The organism is Cupriavidus taiwanensis (assembly GCF_900249755.1).
Classification (GTDB): domain Bacteria; phylum Pseudomonadota; class Gammaproteobacteria; order Burkholderiales; family Burkholderiaceae; genus Cupriavidus; species Cupriavidus taiwanensis_D.
Genome location: NZ_LT976854.1, coordinates 1,578,129 through 1,594,766 on the forward strand (window position 1 = coordinate 1,578,129; position 16,638 = coordinate 1,594,766).

The 16,638-nt window shown below is 67.8% G+C and carries 15 protein-coding genes; 4 read left to right on the forward strand and 11 right to left on the reverse strand.

Going from position 1 to position 16,638, the window contains the following annotated elements; genetic code table 11:
* Positions 1–203: 203 nt before the first annotated feature.
* Positions 204–1,112, forward strand: coding sequence for an HpcH/HpaI aldolase/citrate lyase family protein (locus tag CBM2594_RS22770; RefSeq protein WP_116359061.1), 909 nt, complete (start codon positions 204–206; stop codon positions 1,110–1,112).
* 16 nt (positions 1,113–1,128) lie between these two features.
* Here CBM2594_RS22770 and CBM2594_RS22775 read toward each other — a convergent pair whose 3' ends face one another.
* The 6 genes from CBM2594_RS22775 to CBM2594_RS22800 all read right to left on the reverse strand — a co-directional run bounded on the left by CBM2594_RS22775 (position 1,129) and on the right by CBM2594_RS22800 (position 6,880).
* On the reverse strand, positions 1,129–1,833 hold the full coding sequence (locus CBM2594_RS22775; RefSeq protein ID WP_232346714.1) for an IclR family transcriptional regulator: 705 nt from the start codon (positions 1,831–1,833) through the stop codon (positions 1,129–1,131).
* 150 nt (positions 1,834–1,983) lie between these two features.
* Positions 1,984–2,592 (reverse strand): TetR/AcrR family transcriptional regulator, encoded by a 609-nt coding sequence (locus tag CBM2594_RS22780; RefSeq protein ID WP_232346715.1) that lies wholly within the window; start codon positions 2,590–2,592, stop codon positions 1,984–1,986.
* Between the two features lie 211 nt (positions 2,593–2,803).
* Positions 2,804–3,766 carry a tripartite tricarboxylate transporter substrate binding protein gene (locus CBM2594_RS22785; protein WP_116359063.1) on the reverse strand — a complete coding sequence of 321 codons (963 nt, stop codon included), beginning with the start codon at positions 3,764–3,766 and terminating at the stop codon, positions 2,804–2,806.
* A 45-nt stretch (positions 3,767–3,811) separates the two neighbouring features.
* Positions 3,812–4,594, reverse strand: a complete 783-nt coding sequence (locus tag CBM2594_RS22790) for an enoyl-CoA hydratase/isomerase family protein (protein WP_116359064.1) — start codon at positions 4,592–4,594, stop codon at positions 3,812–3,814.
* Positions 4,587–5,732 carry an acyl-CoA dehydrogenase family protein gene (locus tag CBM2594_RS22795; protein WP_232346716.1) on the reverse strand — a complete coding sequence of 382 codons (1,146 nt, stop codon included), beginning with the start codon at positions 5,730–5,732 and terminating at the stop codon, positions 4,587–4,589. The genes CBM2594_RS22790 and CBM2594_RS22795 overlap by 8 nt, the downstream gene beginning before the upstream one ends.
* An 8-nt stretch (positions 5,733–5,740) precedes the next feature.
* Positions 5,741–6,880 carry an acyl-CoA dehydrogenase family protein gene (locus tag CBM2594_RS22800; protein WP_116359066.1) on the reverse strand — a complete coding sequence of 380 codons (1,140 nt, stop codon included), beginning with the start codon at positions 6,878–6,880 and terminating at the stop codon, positions 5,741–5,743.
* 90 nt (positions 6,881–6,970) lie between these two features.
* On the opposite strand from CBM2594_RS22800, the gene CBM2594_RS22805 reads away from it, so the two are divergent.
* Entirely contained in the window at positions 6,971–8,158 is a 1,188-nt protein-coding gene (locus tag CBM2594_RS22805) for a CaiB/BaiF CoA transferase family protein (RefSeq protein WP_116359067.1), read from the forward strand.
* Positions 8,159–8,244: 86 nt separating this feature from the next.
* On the opposite strand, the gene CBM2594_RS22810 is transcribed toward CBM2594_RS22805, so the two are convergent.
* The 3 genes from CBM2594_RS22810 to CBM2594_RS22820 all read right to left on the reverse strand — a co-directional run bounded on the left by CBM2594_RS22810 (position 8,245) and on the right by CBM2594_RS22820 (position 11,624).
* Positions 8,245–8,757, reverse strand: coding sequence for a GAF domain-containing protein (locus CBM2594_RS22810; protein ID WP_116359068.1), 513 nt, complete (start codon positions 8,755–8,757; stop codon positions 8,245–8,247).
* Between the two features lies 1 nt (position 8,758).
* Positions 8,759–9,727 (reverse strand): Bug family tripartite tricarboxylate transporter substrate binding protein, encoded by a 969-nt coding sequence (locus tag CBM2594_RS22815; protein WP_373457616.1) that lies wholly within the window; start codon positions 9,725–9,727, stop codon positions 8,759–8,761.
* Positions 9,728–9,794: 67 nt separating this feature from the next.
* Complete coding sequence (locus CBM2594_RS22820; protein ID WP_116359070.1) at positions 9,795–11,624, reverse strand: gamma-glutamyltransferase family protein; 1,830 nt, start codon at positions 11,622–11,624, stop codon at positions 9,795–9,797.
* 132 nt (positions 11,625–11,756) lie between these two features.
* Here CBM2594_RS22820 and CBM2594_RS22825 point away from each other — a divergent pair, with 132 nt between their 5' ends.
* Positions 11,757–12,707, forward strand: a complete 951-nt coding sequence (locus tag CBM2594_RS22825) for a LysR family transcriptional regulator (protein WP_116359071.1) — start codon at positions 11,757–11,759, stop codon at positions 12,705–12,707.
* 48 nt (positions 12,708–12,755) lie between these two features.
* Here the strand turns inward: CBM2594_RS22825 and CBM2594_RS22830 are convergent, their stop codons facing one another.
* The gene (locus tag CBM2594_RS22830) at positions 12,756–14,966 is read right to left on the reverse strand and encodes an amylo-alpha-1,6-glucosidase (protein ID WP_116359072.1); all 2,211 of its coding nucleotides are present in this window, start codon (positions 14,964–14,966) and stop codon (positions 12,756–12,758) included.
* 32 nt (positions 14,967–14,998) lie between these two features.
* On the reverse strand, positions 14,999–16,078 hold the full coding sequence (locus CBM2594_RS22835; protein WP_116359073.1) for a glycosyltransferase family 4 protein: 1,080 nt from the start codon (positions 16,076–16,078) through the stop codon (positions 14,999–15,001).
* A gap of 368 nt (positions 16,079–16,446) precedes the next feature.
* Between CBM2594_RS22835 and CBM2594_RS22840 the strand changes: the two genes are divergently transcribed.
* Complete coding sequence (locus tag CBM2594_RS22840) at positions 16,447–16,602, forward strand: hypothetical protein (RefSeq protein ID WP_198048199.1); 156 nt, start codon at positions 16,447–16,449, stop codon at positions 16,600–16,602.
* Positions 16,603–16,638 lie beyond the last annotated feature (36 nt).

Genomic DNA, 16,638 nt, shown 5'->3' on the forward strand with positions numbered 1-16,638 from the left:
AGTATTGGCGAACGCCGGCAGGCACGGCATCACATATGTGATGAATGCCGGCTGCCGGCATCCATCACGTATGTGATGGCGGCGGGAGCGCGCGGCAGCCAGACTTTCGACTGCAGCCAGGCGCGCCGCATCGTGTCGCGCCACGGCCGCACATCCCGTTCAATCCTTGATACCCCGCGTCGCCAGCGACGACGCTATTGCCCATGACCAACAACGCGAACCTGACCACGCCCCGCCGCTCCGTGCTGTATGTGCCCGCAACCAATACCCGCGCCATCGAGAAGGCCCGCAACCTGCCCTGCGACGCCATCGTGTTCGACCTGGAAGACGCCGTGGCGCCGGCGATGAAAGCCCAGGCCAGGGACAGCCTGGCCAGCGCGTTTGCCGCGCAGCCGTTCGCGGCGCATGAAACGGTGATCCGCATCAATGCGCTGGGTACCGCGGAGTTCGATGCCGACCTGCGCGCTGCCGCCGCCTGCGGGGCCGATGCCATCCTGCTGCCGAAGGTGGACACCGGTGCGGACCTGGAGCGCTATGCCGCGGCCATCGGCGCCTTCGGCAAGGGCCCGGTGCCGAAGCTGTGGGCCATGATCGAAACGGCTGCCGCGGTCCATCACATCGACGGCATCCTGCAAGCCGGCCGGCGCCGGCAGGTGCAGCTTGACTGCCTGGTGGTGGGCACCAATGACCTGGCCAAGGAAACCGGCGTCTATCCGGGCGACCAGCGCGTCTATCTTCTGCCCTGGCTGATGTCGGTGGTGCTGGCGGCCAGGCGCTACGGCACCGACGTGCTCGACGGCGTGTGGAATGACTTCGGCGATCGCGCGGGCTTCGCCCAGGAAGTGCTGCAGTCAGTCAGGATGGGCTTTGACGGCAAGACGCTGATCCACCCGACGCAGGTCGATCCGGCCAATGCGGCGTTCACCCCGTCGGACGCAGCCACCGCCGAGGCGCAGGCCATCGTCGCGGCCTTCGCCCGGCCCGAGCATGCCGCGGCGGGGGTCATCAACCTGGACGGGCGCATGGTCGAGCGCCTGCACCTGGAACAGGCCACGCGCCTGCTGGCGCGGATGGATGCCATCCGGGCGCGCCGGCAACGGCCCGGCTGCTGAACGCACGCGGCGGCGTTCAGCAGTCCTGCGCCACGGCCAGCACCGCGGCCAGCAGTTTTTTCCGGCGCGCGTGCAGTCGCGCGACCGGGCCGCCGGTGCCGATACCCAGCCACTGCCCGCGGATCGGGGTCGCCACCAGCGTGGCGATCACGCCGGCCCCCGGCGACGCCAGGCTGGCCGACTCGTAGTAGCCCTGGCGGCGCGCCACCTCGACTTCGCGCAGGACCTCGCCCGGCCGGGCCAGCGACTCGCCGGGCGCTGCCTCGGCGTTATAGCGGCGCAGCAGGCGCCCGATCTGTTCGTCTTCCATCCGGCTCATCAGCATGATGCCGATCGCGGTCCGATGCATGGGCCGAATCGTGCCCGACGAGACCGACAGGCGCAAAGCATGGCTGGATTCGATCACGGACAGGTATTGCAGCATGTTGCCGCTCTGGCGGCCAAGCAGTACGGTCTCGCCGGTCTCGCTCGACAGCCGGCGCATGGCGTCGTGCACGGACGCGCCCGCTCCCGGCTTGCGCGTGGTCCATCCGCACAGGAACGCCACCCGCACCGAGGGGCAATAGGTGCGCAGCTGCGCGTCAAACTCCAGGTAGCCGCGCGCCACCATGGTCCGCAGCAGCATCGAGACACTGGACTGGGGGATGCCTAACCGCTCGCCAATCTCGCCGACGCGCAGCGGCCGGCGCACCCGCTCGAACAGTTCGAGCAGGTCAAACACGCGATTTGCGGATTTGACCGTTCCGCTGTCCATAGCAGTCCCTCCCTGGCCCGCGCCGCTGCGGCGCTGCCTTTGCCATGCTTCGGGGCGGCCGAGCCCGGGTGCTTGCCCTGCACCCCACCCTTGGCCATCGCCATGGCGATGGTTCTTCTACAGCAACCACTCCCCGATCATCCGCAGGATTTCCGCCTTTACTGCAGCCGGATCCATGGAGGCCCGGTTCAGGCGATGCACGGAGATACCGCGCAGCAGGCTCATCAGGATAAAGGCTGCGGATTTTGCATCGACGTCCGCCCGGATCTGCCCGAGGGCCTTGGCCTCGTTGAGCTTGTACTCGACGTAGGCCATGTTCTTTTCATTGTAGTCGTGGACAAAGCCGTGCAGCGGAGAGTCGGCCACGGACGAATCGAGCACGATGAAGAACATCGCCCGGATATTGTTGACCGCGCTTTCCGGGCGCTGGGTGTAGGCATCCACCAACGAATAGATGCCGCGAATGCCGCTGGTATCGCTGCCATCCTTCTTGCGCTGGGCATTGAATTCACGCGACAACTGTTCCAGGCACTCCGCCAGCAGCTTTTCCTTGGAGCCGAAGTGCGTATGCGCCAGGCCGCGGCTATAGCCGGCCTTGGTTCCGACTTCATTCATGGTCAGCCCCGCCAGACCTTTCTCGGAAATCAGCTCGATAGCGGCCTGCACCATGCGGCCGACGGACTCTTCGCGCCGTTGCTCCTGGGTGCGATTGGATCGCTGCTTCATAGGTGGTGAATGTGATGCGCGCCTGCGGATGATCGGTAGTGTCGCCGTGCCTCGCGTTGACCAAGGGTCCGGCTGGTTCAACGCGAAGTTGTGCCGCAGCCAGATTGTACCGAAGGGAAAAGGTCGCTTTCCAGGCAGCGCCGGCCTGCCACGCAGGCAACGCCGGCCGCCGAGTTCGCAAATCGCCGGCGCAACCGCGGTGCCCGGCGGTTCAGCCCGCCTGGATATTGGCCTTTTCCGCCACACGCTTGAAGCGCAGATATTCCGCGCGCTGGAATTCGCCCAGCTCGCCAAGCGACTTGTTGAGGAAGGTGCCGGCGCGCTTGCCTTGGTAAGCCTTTGCCTCCTGGGTCTTCTGCGCGGCGGAGATGGCTGCGGCAAGCTCGCTGAGCTTGTCCTGCGGGGTGCCGGCCTTCATCGAGAAGGACGCCCACACGTAGGACTCGAAGTCTGTGTAGCCCAGTTCCTTCATGGTCGGGGCATTGGGCAACAGCTTGTCGCGCTCTGCGCCGGTGATGGCGAGCACGCGCAGCTTCCTGGCCTTTTCCATGGGCGCGATGCCGGTGATATCGTTCAGGCCGATGTCGAGCCGGTTGCCGATCACGTCCGTCACCATCGGCGCGCCGCCCTTGTAGGGCACGGGCGTGGTCTTGATGCCCGTCGCCTGCGCCAGCCACTCGCCCACCAGTCGGTAGCCTTCGGAATAGTTACCCACCGAGATCGGCTTGCCGGTGGCCTTGTAGCGGGCCACTACGTCGGCAATGGTGTGGTACGGCGAATCGTTGCTGGCGACGAAGGCCGCGGCAGAGATGCCCAGGCCGTGCAGCGGCACCAGGTCCTTGAACGGATCGTAGCCCAGGTTTTGCACCATCACCGGGTTCACCGCGATCAGGGAGTTGCTGGCCAGCAGAATGGTGTTGCCGTCAGCCGGCTCCGCCAGCACGGTGCGCACGGCGATGAGGCCGCTGGCGCCCGGCTTGTTCTCGACCACGATGGCGCGGCCCAGGGCCTTGCCGATCTGCTCTGCGTAAAAGCGCGCGCCCTCGTCCGAGCCGCTACCCGCCGTGAAGGGCACGATCACGCGAATCGCCTTGCCCTGCGCCCGGGCGATGCCGGGAAATGCCAGCGTTGCCGCGCCCGCCATCAGGGTGGCGCCGAATTGTCTGCGTTGCATGTCTTTGTCTCCTTTTTATCATCGTCCGCGCCTGTCCTGCAGGCTTCAGTCTTCAAAGACCGGGGGGCGCCTTTCAGCCATGGCCTTCACCCCCTCGGCAAGGTCCGGCCCGGCAAACTGGACCGCCTGCTCCGCGCTCTCGCGCGAGATGGCATTGCGGATATGGCTGAGGGAGTCGGCCTTCAAGGTCTGGCGGGTGGACTGCAGTGCCCGTGGCGACGAAGCGGCCAGTTCCCGCGCCAGTGCCAGCGCGGCGCCGCGCACCTCTGCCTTGGGCACGATGAAGTCCACCAGCCCCATCTCCCGGGCGCGTGCTCCATCGACGCGGGTGCCGGTGTAGAGCATCCACGCCGCCATCTGCTTGCCGATCAGCGCGGGCAGCGTGTACGAGAGGGCAAACCCGGGATGGAAACCGAGACGGTTGAAGTTGGCGGAAAAGCGCGCCTGCGCGCACGACACACGAAAATCCGCCGCCAGGGCCAAGCCCAGGCCGCCACCGATTGCCGCCCCCTCGATCGCCGCCACGATCGGCTTGGAGAAGCTGAAGATGCGCAAGGCCTCGAGATAAATGGGATTGATGCGCGAGGCGCTGCGCGGTGCCGCGGCGCCGTCGCGCCGCGAAAAATCCGCACCCGCGCAGAATGCGCTGCCGCCCGCTTGCAGCAGCACCGCGCGGCAGGTCTTGTCGCCCTGCAGCAGGTCCAGCTCGTCGGCGATCCAGGCGATCATGTCCACATCGAAAAAATTGTGCGGCGGGCGGTTCAGCTCGAGGATGGCGACATGGCCATCGCGTCGGCTCAGCACGAGGGGTTCCTTCGTGTCAGGCATGGTTCGCGTTCCTTTCTACTTGCATCGATTCGGCTTGCCTGGCAGCCGGGCTGGCCGCGTCCTCTGCGGATGGCAGGGTGCGCGCCGTCAGGTTCGGCCAGAACTGCCCGGAGCCGGCCTGGATAAAGGCCTGGCCCAGGCGCTCGGCCCATTCGGTGCTGGTGCCGGCCTCGGCGCGCCAGGCCCACAGGCGCCGGGTGGCGAAGTTCAGCGGGTATTCGTAGGTGAAGCCAATGGCGCCATGGACCTGGTGCGCGATCGAGGCCCCGGTGCGCACCGCGTCGCTGGTCGTCACCTTGGCGACCGCGGCGCTGAATTCCGCCTGCGGCGCACTGTGCTGGTGGATCGCTGGCAGGTCGCGCAGCGCCGTCGTGGCCGCCGCATAACTGCAGGCCACTTCGCCGGCCAGCACCGCCAGTTGCTGCTGGATCGCCTGGTTCTTGCCGATGGGCTTGCCGAACTGCACGCGGTCCTTCGCATACTGCACCGCCAGGTCTAGCGCGTAGTCCAGTGCGCCGGTCAGCTGCGCCGCGGTAGTGGCGGCGTAGCACACTTCCAGCGGCCGGCTCAGGCCCGCAATGTCGGCAGCCAACGCATGAGAAACCGCAGCCTGATCCAGCACCACCGTATCGGCCGGAAGCGATGCGGCATCGGCCTTGGGCTCTATCCGCACGCCGGGCCCCTTGGCATCCACCAGCGCAAGGTAGCCAGCCGCCTCGACCAGCAGCCAGTGGGCATGGCGCGCCCACTTCACGGCGGAGATCTTGCCGGACAGGGTGGCCGGCTTGCTGGCTTCATGGCTGGTCAATACCAATGACCGGGTCTGCGCCCCCGCAGCAAGCGCGAACACGCTCTCGGCGGCCAGGTCGAGCCCGCAGCGCGATGCCAGGTACTGGCCCACCACGGCCTGCGCCAGCGGTACCGGCGCCTGCGTGTAGCCCACCTGGTAGAACAGCGGCAACGCCTCGGGCCAGGTCGCCTCGATTCCGCCGTGCGCCTCGCGGCACAGGATCTTGGTCATGCCGCCGTCGGCGATGGCTTGCCACAGCTGGCCGGCGAATGCGCCGGCCTCGACCGCCGTCAGCAGTTCGCGGCTCACCTCGTTGGCCAGCAGTCGCCTGACCGTTTCTTCAATCATGTTGTCGCTCATCGCAGTCCCAGTCCTTTCGCGATAATCCCGCGCAAAATCTCTCTCGTGCCCCCGCGCAGCGAGAACGACGGCGCCGCGAGCGTTACCAGGTTCAACACCTGGTCAAACTCGCTGCCGTCGCCAAGCCGGTCAGGGAATACCTCATAGGCAATGTCGGGCAGCGACTGTTCCAGTAGCGCGCCCTGGTCCTTGACGATGGAGGCGGCTAACGACGGATCCTGACCCTCGGCCAGCATCAGCGCGATGCCCTGCGACATTTGCCGCAAGGTGGCATAGCGCGCGATCACCTTGCCAAGCGCCACCGCCTGCTGACGGTTGCCGGCATCGGCGGCATCGAGCATCTCCAGCAACAACTGCGTGCTGCTCAGGAAGCGCTCCGCGCCGGAGCGCTCGTACTTCAGCTCGTTGATGACCTGGCTCCAGCCCTTGCCCTCTTCGCCGACGAGGTGGTCGTCGGGAACAATGACATCGTCGAGGATCACCTCGTTGAAGATGCGCGTGCCCAGTTGCGACACGATCGGGCGCACGGTCACGCCAGGCCGGTCCATCTCGATGAAGATCTGGCTCATGCCGGCGTGGCGGTCATCGCCGCGCTCGCTGGTGCGCACCAGTGCCACCATGTAGTGCGCATGGTGGGCACCCGAGGTCCATACCTTGCGGCCGTTGATCTTCCAGCCGCCTTCCACCCGGGTGCCGCGGGTGCGGATGGAAGCCAGGTCGGAACCCGAGTCCGGCTCGCTCATGCCGATGCAGATAAAGGCCTCGCCGCGGCGGATCTGCGGAATGATCTTCGGGGCAAGCTTGTCGCGGCTGTAGCGGATCAGCAGGGGCCCCATCTGCCGGTCCGCGGCCCAGTGCGCGCCCATCGGCGCGCCCACTGCGAGCAGTTCCTCGAGCATCACATAGCGCTCCAGCATGCTCTTGCCGCCGCCGCCGACCTCGGTCGGCCAAGTCATGCCGAGCCAACCCTTCTCCCCCATCTTCTTCGAGAATGCGGGGTCCCGCCCGGCCCAGTTGTGCGCGCGCTCGACGCGGGAATACTTGGTCATGTGCTCTTTGGCAAACGCCCTGGCTTCCTCGCGCAGCGCTTCGCATTCCGGCGGCAGGTCGCCTACCGAGATGTGCAACGTATCCATGTTTATCCTTACTTGCTTGCGAACAAGCAAAACTTTATAGTCAATGCATCGAGTCCGCTCTAGGTAATTACGAGGAGAAGCCAGTCCATCATGAAAGCAAGCGACACGACCGACCCGACGCAACCTCACGCCACGGTTCCCCGCGGCCCCCTCGCCGGTATCCGCGTGCTGGACCTGACCGCCGTGGTGCTCGGTCCGGTCGCCACGCAGGTGCTGGCGGACTACGGGGCCGAAGTGATCAAGGTGGAGCCGCCCGAGGGCGACCTGATGCGTGCCAACGGCGTAAGCCGCACGCCCGGCATGAGCTCGACCTTCATGAATATCAACCGCAACAAGAGCTCGGTCTGCATCGACCTGAAGACGGAGCAAGGCAAGGCGCAGCTGCGCCGGCTGATTGCGCGGTGCGACGTGCTGGTGCATAACATCCGCGTCAAGGCGATCCAGCGGCTGTGCTTTGACTACGATGCGGTGGCACAGATCAACCCGGGCATCGTCTACTGCGCCGCCACCGGTTTTGGCGAGAGCGGCGCCTTTGCCGGCCAGCCTGCGTTCGACGACATCATTCAGGGGGCCTGCGGCCTGGCCCATCTGGTGGGCCACGAGAGCGGCGTACCCGACTATCCGCCCACGCTATTGGCCGACAAGATTGCCGGCCTGGCCACGGCCAACGCCATTCTCGGCGCACTGGTGCACAAGGCCCGCACCGGCGAAGGCCAGTACGTGGAAGTGCCGATGTTCGAGACTATGGTTGCCTTTACCATGACGGAACACCTGGGCGGCCGTGGTTTCCATCCGCCCATCGGCGATGCCGGCTATGCGCGCCTGCTCAAGGGCGGGCGCAAGCCCTCGCCGACACGGGATGGCTATATCGCCGTGCTGCCCTACACGGAGCAGCACTGGAAGGCCTTCTTCCACCGCTTCGGGCGCGGCGAGTTCATCGAACAGTTCAATATCAGCAGCCGCATCGAGCGCAACAAGAACATCCAGGCAATCTACGCGGAGTTGCGAAATATCACCGCGCAATACACCACCCAGGAAATGATCGACGTTTGCCGGGAGATGGACATCCCGGTCGCGCAGATGTACTCGATCGACACTATCCAGAACCATCCCCAGGTGCAGAGCATCGGCTTGTTCCAGACCATGACGCACCCCACCGAAGGCGAAGTGGTGACGACCCGGCCGACTGCGCTTTTTTCGAGAACGCCTGCATCCATCTATAAGGCCGCTCCCAATCTGGGCGAGGATACCGAACGTATCCTGAATCCCGCGCTGTGACGCGACGGGCGTATCCAACAACACTCCCACACAGGGCAATGCAAGCCTGTCATGCCAGCGCCGGGCAGCGGTACCAGGCGCTGCCGTCAGCCTTGCGCCGCCAGCCAGTCGCGCACGGCGGCCGCGGCCAGCGCGGCCAGCACACGCAACGCCGCTAGCTCCGCCGGCGACCATGCGGAGCGATCCGCCAGATAGTTGAAGGTGCCTGTCACGCGCGACTGGTAGCACAGCGGCACATTGACCACCGCCGTGCAGCCCAGCTCGCGAATAACCTGCACGTCATCGAACACCGCCGCCAGCGCGGCGTCGCCCTCGCCAACAAAAAGCTCACCGCGTTCCAGCAGCTGGCGCCGCCAGGGGCTGTCGCCCTTCGACTTGCGTCCGCCGACCGGGTACGCGGATGGGTGAGAAGACCACAGGCGTTCGATCTGGGCCGGCCCGGCGTGCCAGGCGTTGATGGTCAGCAGGCCCGGCCCGAGCGCCTGCAGGGTGGCGGCGCCGATCGCGTCGAACGCGGCGCCGGGATCGCTGGCCTGCTGCAGCTGGTCGCACAGCATGTTGGCCGCGGCCACCAGCGAGGCGGTGCGCAGCAGGCTCATGTCATTCCCCCTTGATGCCGAGTTCGCGGATCAGCTTGCCGTAGCGGTCGGCATCGCGCTGCAGGATGGCGCCGAATTGCTGCGGCGTGGAGGTCGCGGTCTCGACGCCGATGGCGTTCATCTTGGACCTGACCTCGGGCAGCGACATCACCGCGTTGATCTCGCGGTTCAGGCGCGCGGCCAGTTCGGCCGGCATCCCCTTCGGACCGAAGGCACCGTACCAGACCGCCAGTTCATAGCCTGGCACCGTTTCGGCGACGGTCGGCACATTGGGCAGCAATGGCGAGCGCTTGCCCTCGGTGACGGCCAGCAGGCGCAGCTTGCCGCCCTTCACGTGCGGCAGCGTCTGGGTACCCGCGGAGAACAGCAGCTGGGTCTGGCCCGCCACGGTATCGACCACTGCGGGTGCGCCGCCCTTGTACGGCACGTGCAGCATCTGCACGCCGGCCATCTTCTCGAACAGCACCGCGCTCAGGTGATTGGTCGAGCCGGGGCCGGCGCTGGCGTAGGCCAGCTTGCCGGGATTGGCCCTGGCGTAGGCGATCAGTTCCTTGACGTTCTGCGCCGGCACCGACGGGTGCACCACCAGCGTGTTGGTCACGTAGGCCAGCAGGCCCAGCGGCGTGAAGTCTTCCACGCCGCGGAACGGCATGTTGGGCATCAGCGCCGGGTTCATGGCGTGGGTACTCATCGAACCGACCAGCAGCGTGTAGCCGTCGGGCCGCGCGCGCGCCACCATGGCCGAGCCGATATTGCCCGAGGCCCCGGGCTTGTTGTCGACGATCACCGGCTGGCCGAGCGAGCGCGTCAGATGCTCGGACAGCACGCGCGCCAGGATATCGGTCGAGCCGCCGGCGGCCCACGGCACGATCAGCGTGATCGGCTTCTGCGGCCAGCTGTCGGCCGCGCGCGCGGCGCCGCTCAGGCACATCGCCAGCGCGGCCATGCCGCCCAGCAGGGTCTTGGTCATCCATCGCATGGTGTGATTCCTCCGTCTTCGTGTCTGTCTATCTTTTTTGGGGTGACCTGGTAACGCATCAGCGCCCGGCGGCATAGCCCTGCATGCCGCGCGGATTGGCGCCGGCGCGCAGCACCAGCCGGCCCCGGGCGTCGAACTGGCGCGAGCACGCCGACATGCGGCCCTCGGACCACGGCTCGCCCACGCGCACGTCGTGGCCGCGCGCGCGCAGCGCCGCGAGCGTGCTTTCCGGGAAGCGCGATTCGATGCTGATGCGGTTGAGCACGGTCTGGCGCGGCCAGAACGAAGCCGGGAAGTGGTCGACATGCCAGGCCGGCGCGTCGATCGCCTCCTGCAGGTTCATGCCATGCACGGCATGGCGCAGGAAGAACGCCAGCGACCACTGGTCCTGCTGGTCGCCGCCGGGCGTGCCGAACACCATGTAGGGTTCGCCGTCGCGCAGTGCCAGCGACGGCGACAACGTGGTGCAAGGCCGCTTGCCGGGCGCCAGGGTATTGGGCAGGCCCGGCTCAAGCCACGTCATCTGCAGGCGGGTGTTCAGCGCAAAGCCGAGCGCCGGGATGGTCGGGCTCGACGACAGCCATCCGCCCGACGGCGTAGCGGCGACCATGTTGCCGTGGCGGTCGATCACGTCGATATGGCAGGTATCGCCGACAAAGAGCTCCTGTTCGGCCCATTCGGCGACCGGCGGCAGTTCGGCAAACGTCGGCTCGCCCACGCCGAAGCGCACGTCGGCGCGCTGCAGCGTGCGCGTGGCCGCGGCCAGGTCTGGCAGGCGCGGCGCAACGCCGTTGACCGTACCCGGCTCGATCGATTGCGCCGCCTGCGCGCCGATGCACTGCGCGCGCGCGGCCAGGTAGCCGTCGTCCAGCAAACCCGCCAGCGGGCTGGCGGCGAAATGCGGATCGCCGTACCACGCCAGCCGGTCGGCCATGGCCAGCTTGGCGGCCTCGGCAATGCGGTGCACGAACTCCGGCGATTCCGGCGCATATTGCTCGAGGCCGGCATGGCGCAGCATGCCAAGTTGCTGCAGGAACACCGGCCCCTGGCTCCAGATGCCGCACTTGGCAACGGTATAGCGGCCGAAATCCAGGGTCACCGGGGTTTCGGTCTCGGCCGTCCAGCCGGCCATGTCTTCGAAGCGCAGCAGGCCGGCGTGCTTGTCGCCGGTGGTGTCGCGCACCGGCGTATCGCGGCAGTACGCATCGATCTCCTGCGCGACGAAGCCGCGGTACCAGCAGTCCAGCGCCGCGTCGATCTGCCCGGTGCGGGTATCGCTGCGGCGCTGCGCCTCTTCGACGATGCGCGTATAGGTAGCGGCCAGCACCGGCAGCGTATGCAGGCTGCCGGGGCGCGGCACCTTGCCGTCGGGCAGCCAGGTCTGGGCAGAGCTGTGCCATTCATCGCGGAACAGCGCCTGCACTGCCAGGATCGCGCGCACGATGCGCGGCACTAGTGGAAAGCCGTCGCGCGCATAGCCGATGGCGGGCGCCAGCACATCGGCGAGCGACCAGGTGCCATGCTCGCGCAGCATGGTCAGCCATGCGCCGAAGGCGCCGGGCACGGCGGCCGGTATCAGGCCGATGCCGGGCACCAGGTCCAGGCCCATGGCGCGCAGCGCGGCGGGATCGGCCAGCGCCGGCGCCGGGCCCTGCCCGCATACCGAGCGCATGGCGCGCTCGCGCTCGCTCCAGTACAGGATCGGCACTTCGCCGCCGGGGCCGTTCAGGTGCGGCTCGACCACCTGCAGCACAAAGCCCGCGGCGACTGCGGCGTCGAAGGCGTTGCCGCCGCGCTCCAGCACGCCCATGGCGGTCTGCGTGGCCAGCCAGTGCGTGGAAGCCGCAACGCCAAAGGTGCCAACAATCTCGGGACGGGTGGTGAACATGGGGATGCTCCTGTGATGCCGGCCAGTATAGGTTTGCCGAATAACCAGATGCGCCTGTTTGGTTATTGTGGTATTACCATCCGGTAATAATTTCACCGCGCCCCGCTAGCGCGCCCGTCGTCGCAAGCCCCCATGTCCGTCGCCCCCGACAAGCTGGTCCACAACCTGGTATCGCGCCTGCGCCTGCGGCACCTGCCGCTGCTGCTCGCGCTGGCGCGGCAGCGCTCGGTGTCGCGCGTGGCGGCCGAGCTCAACCTGTCGCAACCGGCCGTCACCAAGACCCTGCGCGAGATCGAAGACATCTTCATGGTGCCGCTGTTCACCCGCACCCGGCGCGGACTGGAGCCCACGCCCACCGGCCACGCGGTGCTGGCGCATGCCAGGCTGACCCTGGCCGACGCTGATGCGCTCGGGCGCGAACTGGCGGCGATCGAAGCGGGGCTGTCGGGCCGGCTGCGCCTCGGCGTGATTCCCTACATCAGCCGCAGCGTGCTCGACACGGCCTGCACCTTCGGGCTGGCGCAGACCCCGCGGGTATCGGTGCTGGTGCGCGAAGGCACCACCGACGAGCTGGTCAGCGCGCTGCGCGAGCATGAGCTGGACTGCGTCATCGCGCGCACCTTCTTTGCGCCGGGCGCGGACATCGTGCAGCAAGCGCTGTATCGCGAAGAGCCGGCACTGGTCGTGCCCACCGCGGCCGCCACGCGGCTGTCGCGCGGCGCGCTCGACTGGCACCAGCTGGCCGAACGCGACTGGATCCTGCCGCCACCCAACACGCCGATCCGGCGCACCATCAATACCATCTTCGCGGTGGCGGGCGTGGCGCAGCCCACGCCGATCGTCGAGACCTATTCGATCAAGACCATGGCCACGCTGATGCGCAAGCATCCGGCGGCGACAACCATCGTACCCAGGGCGGTCGCTGGCGAACTGGCCGAGGCCAGGGGGGCGGTGGCGCTGCCGCATGCGCTGAGCTGGGATTTGCCGCCGGTAGGCGTGATGTGGCGGCGCCAGCCGGTGGAGGACGATGTGGTGGCAGCGCTGGTGGCCTGCCTGCGCGCGCTGCCGGCAGACCTCGCCTAGCCCGCGGCTCGCGCCCGGACCACGCCTGCGCCCGCTGAGCGCTACTGACTAATTCCGCGTCAACACCCGCACCGGCCCCCGCCGCTCCAGCACATCCACCACCACCCGCTCGCCGGAGCGCCGCACCGCCACATCCGCGCTGCCGCCACCGACCCCCAGGTTGCGGAACACCACCTCATCCAGGAACGGCGGCAGCGAAGGGTTCTCGAACGTGATCGCCGGTTGCTGCGTGTCGAAGTCCAGCCCCAGGCAGGCCTGCAGCATCAGCAGCGGCGCGGCCGCGGCCCAGGCCTGCGGTGCGCAGGCCACCGGGTAGAAGGTCGGGCCCTGGCTGCGCTGGCGCGCGAAGCCGCAGAACAGTTCGGGCAGGCGGCGCAGGTCGATATAGCTCGATGCCGCGAACAGGCCTTCGAAGATGCGGTTGGCTTCGGGGTGGTAGCCGTAGCGCGCCATGCCGGCCGCGATCAGGGCGTTGTCGTGCGGCCATACCGAGCCGTTGTGGTAGCTCATCGGGTTGAAGCGCGCGGCATCGGCGGCGACGGTGCGGATGCCCCAGCCGCAGAAGGACGTGCTTTGCATCAGCGCGGCCACTACCGACGGCGCGCGCTCCGGCAGCGCGATGCCGGTGAAGAGCGTATGGCCGGCGTTGGAGGCGCGGATGCGGCACGGCTGCTTGCTGCCGTCGAGGGCCAGCACGTAGGTGCCCAGCGCTGGGTCATAGAAGCGCGCGTCGAAGGCGTCGCGCAGCACTTCGGCCCTGGCGGCATAGATGGCGGCGCCCTCGCTGTCGTCCAGCGCCGCGCGGATCTGCGCCGCGGCCAGCCAGGCGCCGTAGGTGTAGGCCTGCACCTCGGCCAGCGCGATCGGGCCGGCGGCGAGCCGGCCGTCTTCATGGAACACTGAGTCGCGGCTGTCCTTCCAGCCCTGGTTGATCAGGCCTTCCGGCGACAGCCGGCCGTATTCGACGAACAAGTCACCGTCGCGGTCGCCGTAATCGCTGATCCAGTCCAGCGCCGCCTGCAGGTTCGGCCACAGCGCGCGGATGGTGTCGATATCGCCGGTGCGCCGCAGGTAGGCGCCGGCCAGCAGCACGAACAGCGGCGTGGCGTCGACGCTGCCGTAGTAGAGCGCGAACGGCACCTCGCCCAGGCGCGCCATCTCGCCGTGGCGCATTTCGTGCAGGATCTTGCCGGGCTCGGCATCGGCGTGCGGGTCGACCGTTTCGGCCTGCATCGCGGCCAGGTACTGCAGCACGCCGCGCGCGATCTCGGGGTCGAGCCACAGCGTCTGCAACGCGGTGATCAGCGCGTCCCGGCCGAACACCGTGCTGAACCACGGGATGCCGGCATACGGGTAGGGTCCGTGCACGGTGTTGGTCAGCAGCATATACAGGTCCGAAATGCTGCGCCGCGCGACTTCGTTGAACAGCTCGTTCGAGGTGGTGATCGCCGCCGCGCGCCCGGATGAGCGCCGCAGCTCGCGCCTGGACTGCAGCAGCGCGCCGAGGAAGGGCTGCGGGTCGTCGCTCTCGCGATCGACGGACTGGCAGCGGATCTCCATGCGCAGCAGCTGCACGCAGGACGGCTTGAGCAGCAGCGTGAAGCTGGCCTGGTTGCCGCTCAGCGCCTGCGGCAGCGGATCGAACGAGATCCGGGTCTCGCGCCGCGCCTGGTCCAGGCCGGTATAGCTGAGCGTGACCGCCGCGCCGTCGACCTGCGGCGCATGCAGGGTGCCGCGCCGCAGCCGCTGCGTGCCGCGCACTTCGAACAGGTCGGCAAAGTCCGCATCGAAGGCGATGTCGATGCGCACGTGGCGCGGCCGGTCGTCGAAGTTGCGCAAGCTCAGGCGTTCATAGCAGGCGCCGTTCCACAGGAAGCGCGAGCGGCGCAGGTGGATCAGGTCGTGCTCCAGCCACAGCGCGCCCTCCGGGTCGAACAGGTCGGGGTTGGTCAGGTCGCAGGTCAGCGCGGCGTTGTCGTCGCGCAGCGTGGATGACAGCAGCATTGGCCGCTGCCCTTCCACCGTGAGCCGCAGGAAGGAAAGATGGCGGGTATCGAAATGGAACAGCCCCTCGGGGCTGCCCGGCGCACCGATGGCGTCGCCGTTATGGTCGAACAGCGCGAAAGTGTCGCCATGCTTGAGCGTGCGCGGGCGCCGCTCCTGCAGCGACGCCGCCGCCGGGATATAGAACTGCGCGACGTCGCTGGCGCCGGCGACCGCCACCGAGCGGTTGGGATGTTCCGTGGGATCCGCAGACATGAGGGGGTTTCTCCAGCAGTGGTCGTGTCCGGTTACGCGAGCGCCAGTTCACCGGCCTCGCCATGTGCCGCGCCGGTGTCGCCGGGACACGACAAGCCCTGGTAGATGCGCACGTAGTCACGCGCCATCCGGTCCGCGGTAAAGCGTTTGTCGAACGCGGCGCGCACGCCGGCGCGCGGCAGGCTGGCCACGCTGGCGACGGCGGCGACCGCTTCATCGACGCTGTGCACGATATAGCCGCTGACGCCGGGCTCGATCACTTCCGGCACCGAGCCGCACGAGAACGCGATCACCGGCGTGCCGCACGCCATGGCCTCGATCATCACCAGCCCGAACGGCTCCGGCCACGCGATCGGGAACAGCAGCGCGCGCGCATTGCCAAGGAAGGCGGACTTCGCCGCCTCGTCGATCTCGCCGATGTACTCGACGTTGGCATGGGCCGCCACCAGCGGGCGGATCACCTCCTGCCAGTAGGCGCGGTCGACGCGGTCGATCTTGGCCGCGATCTTCAGCGGCAGGCCCGCGCGCGCGGCGACCTCGATCGCGTGGTCCGGCCGCTTCTCCGGGGAAATCCGGCCGAGGAACGCGAGGTAGTCGCCGGCGGGATGGGCGCAGTAGTCCAGCAGCGTCCCCGGGATGCCGTGGTGCACCGTGCCCACCCAGTTCACCGGCGGCATCGGCGCGCGCTGCGCGTCGGAGACCGACACCAGCGGAAAATCCGGGAAGTGCGCATAGAAAGGCTGCAGCTCCGGCAGGTCCAGGCGGCCGTGCAGCGTGGTCACCGCCCGCACCGGCATGCGCCGCAGCAGCGGGCAATGCAGCATGTCGATATGGAAATGCAGCACGTCGAAGCGGCTTGCGCACGCCATCACGCGGTCCAGCATCATCACGTAGTAGGGCAGGTGGTCGCCCACGCGTGCATCGAGGCGCAGCGCCATGTCGCAGCACGGCACCAGCTCGGCGCGCGTGACCGAGTCTCCGCTGGCGAACAGCGTGACCTCGTGGCCCTGGCGCACCAGTTCTTCAGTCAGGTACGAAACGATGCGCTCGGTGCCGCCGTACAGGCTGGGCGGGCAGCGCTCGGCGAGTGGTGCTATCTGCGCAATCTTCATCGGCTTCCCCCGGCTCATCAGCAAACTGCAGGGTGGCTTGCCGCGACAGTGCCTTGGCTGATGAAGGCACCATAGAAAGCGGCGGCGGCTTTTTCAAGATGGCCCGGACCATGCAGGCGCGGCATGGCAACCATGTAGCGCAGCGATGGTGGCAGGCCCGCGCGTCAGGACTTACCCGGAGGCGCGTGTTTTGCTATTTCGCGGTGCGGAATAGCGGGCCGCTTTCCTTGACGGTGCCCGCGGGCCTATGCAAAAGTCGGCGAAAACGAACGATCGTGCGGGAACACTTCCCGACACGGCGTCACCGGGCGCAACGCCGTCCGGCTTGCCGGGCGGCCACCGCGCCGCATCGCACAGGAGACACCGCCATGCAGCATCCGCAGCACACCATTGCGCAGCGCCATTGCCGCGGCCCGCACGGCCCGCAGGGCCCGCATATGGGCCCGAGCCGGCGCACCACCGTACTCATTCCCACACGCACCGCGGCGCACGACGACGCACGACAGCGGGCGCTGCCCGCCTGATCCCGCGCACCTGATTTTTTTCTGCGCGGCCGCGCC